Here is an 11,093-nt window from a genome sequence, read left to right on the forward strand (position 1 = left end):
GTAGTCTTCTAATTTTTTATCTGTCTTCTTCACATATTGTTTTTTTATTTTTATCTTTTAACACATAAAAGCCAGAGAATTTCTGTAAGTTAATAAGTAATATATCATCTCCCCCATATATAGTCTTCCCACATATAACTATAGAATTTTTATAATTTTGGTTCATTTTTTTTGCACATAGATCACTTGGTGCAAGTGCTGTGCCTCCACTTTGCCATATCATTAAAGTATAATCGGAGCATTTTTTAGGTGCAACATAAACAGGTTTTGGTTTTGGTTTAGGCTTTGGTGCTACAAAAACAGGTTTTGGTTTTGGTTTAGGCTTTGGTGCTACAAAAACAGGCTTTGGTTTAGATTTAGGCTTTGGTTTAGTTGTCTTTTTTTGAAGAGAAGAAGCATATCTCTGTGCATATGGGTCAATAATCTGATATCCACTAGCACTCTTTTTTGGTTGAGTGTTATAGTCATATTGTTTTCTTTGCGAATTATAAAGGTTTGTTTTATTTTGAGCTGCAACTTCTGCGTATCTTTTGTCTTGAGCCCTCTCTTTAGCTCTGATATCATTCATCTGTTGAGATACTTGTTGCAGTGTCTGTTGCATCTCTGCAGCTGCAGCTGCTCGTGCTGCCCACTTTCTTCTTGACTCATCAGATAGTGAACTTACTTTTGAAGAGATTTTACTAGCAGTATATGCTTTTTCTCTTTGCTTATTATTTTCAAGTTGTCTTTTTACATCGTTTACTTTGTTTTGGTCAACATCTGCAAAGAGGTCATTTGACATGTCTGCTGCAAAAGGGTTATCATCTTTTTTTTTCTCTTTAACAACGACCTCTACAGAAGTTTTATTAAGTGCATTTTTTAAAGATATGGCTCTTTGTGAAAACATAGAAGCATCTTCTCGTTTGTTCCATTGTTTTATGTATCTATTGAGTTTGTTGTTAAAATCCTCTTTTGCTTTTTTATTATTCAAGTCAAGACTGCTAGCTTCGTCATATAAAAAACCAAGCTTGTTAGTGTTGTAACTTGCAAGTCTTTGCTCCATTACATCTTTATCATGTAGACTTTTTTCTTCATTTTCAGTTCTTGTCGCTTTTTCTAGATACTTACCAGTATCTGCACCTGTGTCATAAAAACCGGTAACTGTTCCTTTAATAAAAGTGTAACCCATATTAAATAGAGCAATTGACCCATGTTTAGCTAAATTTTTTGCTTGAGTGAAAGTGTCATTTTCTTTGCCAGATGCTTTCATGGCTTTTTTGTAGTTATCCAATGCACTAAAAGTGCTAGATTTTTGAAGATCTGTTAAACCTTTTACTGGTGTAGTGTAGTAAAGAGTTTTAAGATATGTTTTTAAATAAGAGTCTCCCTCTTTTTCTTCCATAACAGCTTGTTCGGCTGCTTTTACTGTTCCAAGTGCCAAGTCAAGATAGCCTATACCTACTTTGAGACCTTTGACAGACTTTGAACTATTTAGTGCAACAATTTTCTTTTTCCCTTTGCTAAAATAACTACTACTTACATCTACAAATTGAGATTTTTTCGCAGTTTTAGTGTTCATATCTCCTGTAATATGCTCTTTTATTTCACTAGATGACATATTTCTTTTTTTATCAACACTATAGTATGAACCATCTGTTTTACGGATAACATCAACTTCTTTTGAAACCATATCTCCTGTTACTTTAGGGTTTATAGTCGCAAGTTCTCCTAAAACTGCTTTATTTTCTTGTAAAAACAGTTTTTCTTTGTATAACTTCTTTTCAACTTTTTTTATCTCTTTAGTCGAAGCCTTTTCTTTTATGAGTTTTTGACGCTTATCTTCGAGGTTATTTAAATTTTTTGTATTTTCTGTTGAAGCTTTATCGTAACTCTCTGCCATAGTATTCTTTGAATTTACTAGTAGTTCTTTTACTCTTTTGTTTTTTTCATTTTTGGAGTGACCAAAAAGGTCTAAAGCTTCTTCTACGCTTTTACCATCTTTTAAATCTTTAAGTTGTTTTTTAAACTTACCATCTACAGAGACCTCTGCAATTTCCATAGATTTGTACGTACTTTTTGCCATTGTTTTAGTATCAATAGAATCAATGTTGTCAATGTTTATATTACTGGGTGTTTTATCTCCATAACTATGTACATACTTAATTTGATTAGATGTTATCGCATTTGCTTTGTTGTAGTTCTTAGCACCACTAGCATATCTTTTACCATCTGTAGTAGGAAAGCTGTCACTATTTTTTTGTGCACCAAATACCATCTCAGAATCATGAGAACTTTGTCCTACTTTGCCCTTTATACCTTTTCCTAAAGAATTCTTCTTCCAAGTAGTAATGTCATGTTTTGTATTTACAAACCTATCAGAGTATTCAACCCAGCTTTTATCATTTTTAATTATCTTTTTAAACTCTTTATCGTTTCGAGAGTTCATATCTAAATCACTCTTTATATCATTTGGAGGACTTCCAACAAATTCAACATTTGCTTTTATAGTTGGAGATTTAAGACCTTTTTTTCCATTTTTAATATCGTATTCAAGCTTTGCATCTCCAAAGGTTTTTTGTATATACTCCTTACGAGATGCATCTCTTAGGTTCATTTCTCTATGTGTTTTATCTAGTTCTGTATTCATTTGGGCTTTAATTTTTTTAAAACTAGGATGATCTCTGTTAAAGCTACCATCAGGATTTTTCTTTAGTCTTGCTTCGTATTTATCAAAAATCTTTTTCTTTTTTTCTTTTAGCTCAGATCTTAGAGCATTTACTCCAGAGTGAGAATCTTTTCCAACAGTTTCTAAAGCTTGGTTATACTTATTTTGAGCTTCTAGTCCAATGATTTCAGATCTTTGTTTATACGCTTTTCTTACCTTTATAACCGCAGGGTGATCAGCCTTTAGTTTTCCATTTTTCTTAAAAGCTTCAGGAGGAAGAGTTGATTTAAGTTCGCTTGCTAAACTCTTTTTTCCTCTTTTTATATCGTTGTACTTTTGCTGCTCAAATTGTACTTTTTGTGTAAAAGATATATCATCCGCACTAAAGAGCGATGTTACAAAAAATAAAATTATAAAAAATATATTTTTCATTACTGAACCTTTTTCATGAGTTTAATAAATTCATTAAGAAAGGCAATATTGGTTTCTTCTTTTAACTCTAGAAAAGACTCTAAACCTTTTTGTGTATTGTTGTCTATAAGATAAATTAGTGCTAATGATTCTGCAAGTTCTCTAGTTAGTAGAGAGTTGTCTCTCTCTATTGCTTCTAGTATCAATTCGCTAGATTTGAAGAACCTCTCTTGGCTGTACATAATAGATGCTAATAATAATCGAGCTTTATTGTTTGAACTATCTAACTCCAGTGCTTCTATCAACGCGCCTTCTGATAGTGTAAGAGCAGCATCTGAATGAAGTGAAGAATATATTTCACCAAGTAGAGTCCAGTACTTACTCTCTTGGGGATTTAATTCTACTGCTGATTCAGCATACATTAGAGGTAACTCAACTGCAAGCAAATTTTCAGTTTTTTTAATGTAAATAAATGATTTTACAGCGTACTTAAATCTAAGTTGCGCAAGTCTGTTTACACAAGAAGTCGAATAATCTCTATGACATTCATCTACCAGCTTTTTCTCACTGGGAAAGTAAGCTTCTTTGGCATATATGTTTTGAGGAGTAGATAATATTAGAAGGCTGAGTAAAAAAAAAGTTTTTAACATCTGTATAACCTTTAGTTCATATTGTATACTTGTGTAACAATTATATTTATATCTAAATTAATATAAGGTTATTTCTAATTATTTTAGCTCTTTTATGTTTTAATTAAGTAAATAACTTTAAAGGAGAGTGTATGAAGTTTTTAAAATTGTTTTCTTTAACAATTATTTCTATGTTAATTCTTGGTGGTTGTATACCGGCTAAACCAGCTCCGTCTGGTAAAGGGGCAGGACCAAGCATGATGTATCAAGCGTCATATGGTTATAAAATGCCTATGAAGTACCCTCTTAAAGTGGGAATTATGACAGCGAGGGACTCAAGACCTTATAAGTTTTTTGATGAGAAGGATGAGTTTTACAAAGAGCCTATTCCAAATGGTTTTTCTAAGATGATGTACCAAGAGTTTAAAAATAGTGGACTCTTTAAAGAGACTGTTTTTATAGATGAAAAGCTTCCTAAAGTCTTAGATGCTAAAGCCTTGAAGTTTTTAGCACTAGAGCATAATGTTGATATGATTTTAGTTAGTGACTTGATAGACTTTAACCTTCTTCGTAAAAAAGAGGGTAAAGATATGATGATATATACTTACAATCTAATTTTCAGTGTCAAAACATTTACACAGCTTATTCACTTAAATAGCGGAACTGTTGTATGGGCAGATGTGGTAAATAGAGAGTCTAAAATATTGACAGATGGAAGTATGAGTAGAGGACAACTCTCAGAGTTAACAGCACCTGGGTTAAAGGGTCTTTTTAGTGACATGCGTCAGTTGATTTCAACTGCCGGCTTAGAGATGAAGTAAAGGAAGATAGATGAGTAAAATATTATTATTTTTATTTGTATCACTGTTAATTGTAGGTTGTGGAGCTAATCCTTCAAACACAGATGAAGCTAAAGCACTAAATCAAAAATTGCCTTTTCGTGATGCTAGTATGATGGAAGACTCTACAACAAAATACAAGATTAGTATAGCAGTAACAGGTGTTAGTGAGGAGATGCAAGAAACTTACTTCTCGGATGAACTTGAACCAAAAGGCTATGTTCCTTTACTTGTTACTATAACAAACAATGCTTCTCAGGATGTATTAGTGCGTTCATTAGAGACTGTTATTGTAGTTGGAAATAAAACAGTTAAGCAGTCTAATGCTGATTTACTAAAGAAGACAATACGCAATAGCGTTACTACTTTTCCTGGAATTAATGAACCTGTAGCAATGGTAGACAATAGACAAATGATGAAAACATCAGCTGTAAATTCTATCTTTTTTAAACAAGCCTTGCGTGAAGATATAGTTCATAGTGGACAATCTATCACAGGTTTTGTATTTTTCGATAAAGTCAAGTACCCTGTTGAAGATAAAAAATTACGCATAGAATTTCAAACTTTACGCAAGTTACAATATTTCAACATCGATGCTAATTTGAATTATAATGTGAAAAAATAATTAGAGTAGGTATGAATCTAAGGCTACTAATATGGCGGAGTTGTTAAAAAATATTTATAATAAATCTTACTTGGAAATACTTTCAAGTGAACTCACTCTAGTCTATGGTGATTTTAATAAAGAGAGTTTTTTCAAGTCAATTTTCAATTATGAATGGGATACTAAAGAATTAAAAGAGAGAATGAGGCATATAAGTACTACTCTTGGTCTATTTTTACCAAAAGATTATGAACGGGCTATAGAAATCTTAAAAAAAAGTTTTTTACAACTAAATCATGCGTACCGCCTTGAGAATATGATATTTCAAGACTTTGTAGAAGTTTATGGACTTGAGAATTTTGAAATATCCATAGATGCTATGGAGTTTTTTACCATAGAGTCATCTAGTGAATTTGCAATAAGAAAGTTTATATTAAAATACCAAGATGCCACAATCGCTCAGATGCTAATCTGGGCTAAATCAGACAACTTTCATGTTAGAAGACTAGCTTCTGAGGGTTGCAGACCTAGACTTCCTTGGGCTATTGCACTTCCTAAGTTTAAAAAAGAGCCTTTTGAAGTTTTACAAATTCTTGATATTTTAAAAGATGATGAGAGTGAGTATGTACGAAAAAGTGTAGCAAATAATATCAACGATATTTCAAAAGACAACCCACAAGTAGTTAAAAAGTTAGCATCTAAGTGGATAGGAGTAAATTCTAATAGAGATGCCCTTTTAAAACATGGATGCAGAACTTTACTAAAGAGTAGTGACAAAGAGATTTTAAATCTTTTTGGTTTTAAGAGTCCAGATGCTGTAATTTTAGGTGAATTTAAACTAAGTAAAGAGCTTAAAATGGGAGAGGAATTAGAGTTTTCATTTATTTTAAATTCTCAAAATAATTTAGGAAAATTAAGAATAGAATATATTTTAGAGTTTATACGAAAAAATAAAAAACATAATGCAAAAGTTTTTAAAATTTCAGAAGGCATCTTTGAAAAAAATGAAAAAAAAGTTTTTAAAAAGCACTCTTTTAAACCCATAAGTACAAGAGTTTATTATAAAGGTTTACACAAACTCTCCATTGTAATCAATGGAGAAATATTTGCAAAAGAAGAGTTTTTTTTAACTTAGTTTTTTTGAGCAACAATAGATGCTACTTTGATTCTCTCGCCTCTAAGATTCGTATCTATTCGCTCTTCATAGTAGATAACATCTAAGCCTATAAATGAGTGCAAAAGCTCATTTTTACGCAAAAGGTAGTCCAAGTTCATCGTTGGGAGTTTAAAGTCGCCATGAGCAACTATAAAGGTTTCAAATATAACAACTCCCCCTTGCTTTAGCCCCTCTTTCATTTGAGAGAGCAAACGACGGTTTAGATAGTTTGTATTTAGTATAAGGTCATACTTATTTGCAGTTATGTTGTACTTATCTAAATCAATTTCTATCTTATTTATGGTTGGTGATTTTTTTACTTTACTTAAAGCATAGTCTGAAATATCAACAGCATCTATATCAAAGCCTTTTGTTGCAAGAAAGTGTGTGTTTCTTCCAATTCCACAAGCAACATCAAGGGCTTTCCCAACATTTACATTATCAATATACTTCTCAAGAACAACACTAACATTATCAGGCATTGGGTTCTCTTGATATCTTTCGTTCCATCTTTGTTTATCTTCTAACATAATTCTTCCTATTATTTTAAGTATTCTAACAAATGCTCTTTTGTAAGTGGCTTAGAGTAGTAATAACCTTGAAATATATCGCAATTAGCTTCTTTTAAGTTTTGTACTTGCTTTTCACTCTCAACACCCTCTGCTAAAGTTTTCATATTGAAGTTTTTACCTATATTTATGATACTTTGAACTAGAGCTTTTTCATTATCATCATATAGTATTTTATCTATAAAACTTTTATCTATCTTTAACTCATCTATTGGTAACTCTCTTAAAATACTCAAAGATGAATATCCAGTTCCAAAATCATCTAAAGATATTTTAATATTATGCTCTTGAAGGTCATAAAGTACATTTAAGACATCATCCATCTTTTCTATCGATACACTCTCTGTGATTTCTAGAGTTACAGACGCTCTGTTAAAATTTGAATTTTCTATCTGCTTTAAAAAAGTTTCTAAAAAATTCACTTCCATTAGCTGAACACCAGAAATATTTATAGCTAGACTAAATTCTAAGTTTAGTTGGGCTTGAATAGTTGCTACTTCACTCAAGGCAGTATTTATTATAAAATCACCAAGTTCTCTTATGATTCCTGTTTCTTCAGCAACTGGTATAAATTTATCAGGTCCTACAAACCCAAGTTTTTCATTTTCCCACCTAACAAGTGCTTCCACTCCATACAAGCTTCCATCCGCTTTTATTTGCGGTTGATAAACCATCCAAAGTTCATCTTTTTCTATTGCGCTACGCAACTCTTGTTCTATATCTGTTTTTACAATATTTTCATGCCTCATAGTTTCTGAGAAAAAGCAGTATGAATTTTTTCGTTTTTTTGCTTCATACATAGCGGTATCAGCGATGCTAAGTAACTCTTCAGTTTCTTTTGCATCTATTGGATATCTTGCTATACCGACACTAACGCCAATTCTAAACTCTTTAGCATCTATGTGGTAAACCTGAGAAATAAGACTAATAAGACTCTCAATATTATCTTCAATATTATTAGCATCTATACACTCTTTTAAAACTATAAATTCATCTCCACCTTGTCTTATAAGCATATCGTCCTCATAAAAGAACATTTCTAATCTATGAGCTACTTCTACAAGTATTTTATCTCCAACAGTATGTCCAAACTTATCATTAATATTTTTAAAATTATCTAAATCCAAATAAAGAACAAAATACTCTGTATCATGTCTTTTTTTCCATTTTTCTATGTGCGCGTACATAAAAGTTCTATTTGGAAGTTTTGTTAAACTATCGTGTTGAGCTTGAAAGATTAGTTCTTCTTGTTGTTTTCTATCAGAGAGAGCAATCTTTTTAAATAAAAAATAAAAAACTATAAAACTTGCGATAAAAAGAGCAAAATATATAAATAAATTATTAAAAAATTCACTTACTATTGTGGAGCCACTAGCTTGTACAAAAATCCATAACTTATAATCTTTATCATAGGTCATACCAGCTATCAAGCTTTTATTAAAAGATGTTGTAATTTTTATACTAACAGTTTGTCCATTTTCTCTTAGTGAATCCAGTGATAAGTCATATCTTATTTTTAATGTTCTTTTTATTGATTCTATCAAGCTATTGGGAATAACTGTATTGTACATAATATCATTAGAAATATCGCCTATTTGACTGACATACTGTCTATACATTTTATGTTCATAGTTATAATCTTTAATAATTGCAATGGATTGATCGTTTGATACTCCTAAACCTTCTATAATATTTCTATTTTTATCATTTCTTAAACCTGTTATCATCACAGCTAAAATATTGCCATTTTCATCCAAGATAGCTTTTCTTAAAGGGATAATCCACTCATCTATATTTTTAAAAAAGTAAGTTCTAGCAACTATCATTTTTTTAGATTTCAACACTCTTTTAAAATCATCTACTGTTTTTTTATTTTTCAAAAAATTATAATCTTTTGAAACCTTTATATTTGAACTTGTAGCCATAAGATTACCATCTATATCTGCAAGACCAAAACCAATATAAGATGGATTTTGTTTTAGTAACTCATCAAAAAGTTTTTGAACTTTTTGTTTATCTTTATAGTTATCATTGTCTAAAAGTTGTTTCCCAATAACTGTTAATATCATCTCATTTTGAAGTAGATCAGAATGTATCGCTCTTGATACAACTTTTGAGTAGTGTTTAAGTTGCGTATAGTGTCTTTTTTTTATATCTATATAATTAAAATATAGTAAAACTAAAATAAGGGCAAAAGAGCCAAAAAACATTAAATAAAATGTCGTCCATATGTTACTGATGTTACTGATTGTTTTCATGTAAGAATTATACCAAAATTATATCAAGAGAGTCTGTCTCTATACTCTTCATATCCAAAATTTCTTATTATATTTACTTTTTTATCTTTACTTAAAATCGCTAAAGCTGGAAGTTTAATGCCATTAAAGGTTGTATTTTTAACAAAGGTATAATGAATTTGATCTAAGAAAACTACTTTATCTCCAATTTCTAAAGGCTTGTCAAAAGAGTAATCTCCCATAATATCCCCAGCTAAACAAGTATTTCCAGCAAGTCTATAAGTATATTTTTTATCATTTGCAAAAGATGCATTCTCAACTTCTGCTCGATATGGCATAGCAAGAGTATCAGGCATATGAGCTTCTGCTGATGTATCTAAAATTGCTATCTTCATTCCATTATCTACTATATCTAAAACACTAGAAATCAAAATACCCGTTTCCCAAGCAACTGCTTCTCCTGGTTCGAGATAAACTTCTACGCCATACTTATCTTTAAATGTTTTTATAAGTCTTATGAGCTTTTTGATATCGTAACCCTCTTTGGTTATATGATGACCTCCACCAAAATTTACATACTTTAAATTTTTTAAATACTTTGCAAACTTACTTTCAAAAGCTTTTAAAACTTCTTCTAACTCATCAGCACCTTGCTCACAAAGAGCATGAAAATTTAGTCCATCTATATGCTCTAAAACTGCCTCATCAAAATTATCAATAGTTGTTCCTAAACGACTATAGATGCCACAAGGGTTATATATCTCTTGTGGAGATGCTGAAAACTCTGGATTTATACGAAGAGATATACTTAATGAATGATTTACCTTTTTTACTCTCTTAGCGTACTTTAAAAGCTGATTTGGAGAGTTAAAAACTATACAATTTGAGATTTTTGCTATTTCATCTATCTCTTCATCTTTAAAAGCGGGAGAATAAGTATGAACTTCTTTTTTAAACTCTTCATAAGCTAGTCTAGCCTCATGCAAACCACTTGCAGTACAACCATGAAGATACTTTGAAACTAAGTCAAATGTACTCCACATAGCAAAACCCTTAAGAGCTAAGATTATTTTTGCTCCACTTTCTTTTTGGACATAATCTAATAGTTTTAAATTCTTTTGTAAAAGTTCCTCCGAGCAAAGATAGCAAGGAGTTCTTATACTATTTAAGATATGATTTTCTAAGTTCAAGGGCAACTTCTTTGAAATGGTTTGTATCTTCTCCAAGCTGATGAACAAGCTTCATACTCTTTTTTATAGCATTATTTGTAAGTATCTCTTTTACATTTATGCTCTCTCTAACAACTTTTATTTTTTGTATATATGCAATAATTTTTTCATCTGTCTTCTTTTCTTTGAGTTCATCTTGTGTAGCATCTAAGAGTTTTAAAATTTCTACATATTTTGACTCTAAATTCCAGTGAGAAAAAAGCATTGCAGTAAGAGCATAAGAAGTTTTACCTATTAAACCTTTTTCATACTTTTGGATATCTTCACACTCGTTAAAACTCTTCCTAAATTCACCACAATAGTCACTCTTAATAACCTCTTTTGCAAGGATTAGCTTTCCTGATTCCATCATCAGGGCTAAAGGAGTTAAAAACTGTGCATCTTTTACATTGATTTTAGAACACCATTTAAGCATTAATCTACCTTGAAGTTGGCAAACATCATTAAACTGAGCATTTGTAAAACCATAGATGCTTGGATCTGCTTTAAGTTTTTGGCTTATCGCATAATGAATAACTAACATATAGATTTCTTGCACACCTAAAAGAGATACCGCTTGAGAAATAGAACTTATCTGCTTAGTCATGCCATAATATGGAGAGTTAATCATCTTTAAAATATTTACAGACAGCATAGCATCTGACTCTATTACTCTTACTAATTTTGAGATATTTATATGCTCAACACCACCAGCATAAAGAGATTGGACTATATGAGCAGCATTAGACAAAGGAGGGAGAGAATCTATATCTTTTATGATTTGCTCAAATGTCAT

At 31.0% G+C, this 11,093-nt stretch carries 9 protein-coding genes; 3 read left to right on the plus strand and 6 right to left on the minus strand.

From position 1 onward, the window contains the following. Positions 1 to 16 precede the first annotated feature (16 nt). A complete protein-coding gene (locus MOV50_RS00030) occupies positions 17 to 3,076 on the minus strand; it encodes a hypothetical protein (protein ID WP_321778405.1) in 3,060 nt (1,019 codons plus the stop codon). Then, a complete protein-coding gene (locus tag MOV50_RS00035; protein ID WP_321778406.1) occupies positions 3,076 to 3,705 on the minus strand; it encodes a hypothetical protein in 630 nt (209 codons plus the stop codon). Before MOV50_RS00035 ends, MOV50_RS00030 begins: the two co-directional genes overlap by 1 nt. A gap of 131 nt (positions 3,706 to 3,836) precedes the next feature. On the opposite strand from MOV50_RS00035, the gene MOV50_RS00040 reads away from it, so the two are divergent. The 3 genes from MOV50_RS00040 to MOV50_RS00050 are packed head-to-tail and all read left to right on the plus strand — an operon-like array spanning position 3,837 to position 6,262. Further along, positions 3,837 to 4,505: a hypothetical protein gene (locus MOV50_RS00040; protein WP_321778407.1), complete on the plus strand. Its 669-nt coding sequence runs from the start codon at positions 3,837 to 3,839 to the stop codon at positions 4,503 to 4,505. 10 nt (positions 4,506 to 4,515) lie between these two features. Beyond that, positions 4,516 to 5,148: a hypothetical protein gene (locus MOV50_RS00045; protein WP_321778408.1), complete on the plus strand. Its 633-nt coding sequence runs from the start codon at positions 4,516 to 4,518 to the stop codon at positions 5,146 to 5,148. 31 nt (positions 5,149 to 5,179) lie between these two features. Then, entirely contained in the window at positions 5,180 to 6,262 is a 1,083-nt protein-coding gene (locus MOV50_RS00050) for a DNA alkylation repair protein (protein ID WP_321778409.1), read from the plus strand. Here the strand turns inward: MOV50_RS00050 and MOV50_RS00055 are convergent. Genes MOV50_RS00055 through MOV50_RS00070 form a run of 4 tightly spaced genes read right to left on the minus strand, consistent with a single transcriptional unit; the run spans position 6,259 to position 11,093 of the window. After that, positions 6,259 to 6,813 (minus strand): class I SAM-dependent methyltransferase, encoded by a 555-nt coding sequence (locus tag MOV50_RS00055; RefSeq protein ID WP_321778410.1) that lies wholly within the window; start codon positions 6,811 to 6,813, stop codon positions 6,259 to 6,261. The genes MOV50_RS00050 and MOV50_RS00055 overlap by 4 nt on opposite strands. Positions 6,814 to 6,824: 11 nt before the next feature. Next, positions 6,825 to 9,110 carry an EAL domain-containing protein gene (locus tag MOV50_RS00060; RefSeq protein WP_321778411.1) on the minus strand — a complete coding sequence of 762 codons (2,286 nt, stop codon included), beginning with the start codon at positions 9,108 to 9,110 and terminating at the stop codon, positions 6,825 to 6,827. 23 nt (positions 9,111 to 9,133) lie between these two features. Next, the gene (gene nspC, locus MOV50_RS00065; RefSeq protein WP_321778412.1) at positions 9,134 to 10,279 is read right to left on the minus strand and encodes a carboxynorspermidine decarboxylase; all 1,146 of its coding nucleotides are present in this window, start codon (positions 10,277 to 10,279) and stop codon (positions 9,134 to 9,136) included. Continuing rightward, the gene (locus MOV50_RS00070) at positions 10,251 to 11,093 is read right to left on the minus strand and encodes an HDOD domain-containing protein (RefSeq protein ID WP_321778413.1); all 843 of its coding nucleotides are present in this window, start codon (positions 11,091 to 11,093) and stop codon (positions 10,251 to 10,253) included. Before MOV50_RS00070 ends, nspC begins: the two co-directional genes overlap by 29 nt.

Source organism: Sulfurimonas sp. (assembly GCF_029027585.1).
Lineage (GTDB): Bacteria > Campylobacterota > Campylobacteria > Campylobacterales > Sulfurimonadaceae > Sulfurimonas.

Excerpts from the sequence above, each read along its gene's own strand:
- MOV50_RS00030 (WP_321778405.1), bottom strand. The coding sequence starts at position 3,076 with ATGAAAAATATATTTTTTATAATTTTATTTTTTGTAACATCGCTCTTT.
- MOV50_RS00035 (WP_321778406.1), bottom strand. The coding sequence starts at position 3,705 with ATGTTAAAAACTTTTTTTTTACTCAGCCTTCTAATATTATCTACTCCT.
- MOV50_RS00040 (WP_321778407.1), top strand. The coding sequence starts at position 3,837 with ATGAAGTTTTTAAAATTGTTTTCTTTAACAATTATTTCTATGTTAATT.
- MOV50_RS00045 (WP_321778408.1), top strand. The coding sequence starts at position 4,516 with ATGAGTAAAATATTATTATTTTTATTTGTATCACTGTTAATTGTAGGT.
- MOV50_RS00050 (WP_321778409.1), top strand. The coding sequence starts at position 5,180 with ATGGCGGAGTTGTTAAAAAATATTTATAATAAATCTTACTTGGAAATA.
- MOV50_RS00055 (WP_321778410.1), bottom strand. The coding sequence starts at position 6,813 with ATGTTAGAAGATAAACAAAGATGGAACGAAAGATATCAAGAGAACCCA.
- MOV50_RS00060 (WP_321778411.1), bottom strand. The coding sequence starts at position 9,110 with ATGAAAACAATCAGTAACATCAGTAACATATGGACGACATTTTATTTA.
- MOV50_RS00070 (WP_321778413.1), bottom strand. The coding sequence starts at position 11,093 with ATGACATTTGAGCAAATCATAAAAGATATAGATTCTCTCCCTCCTTTG.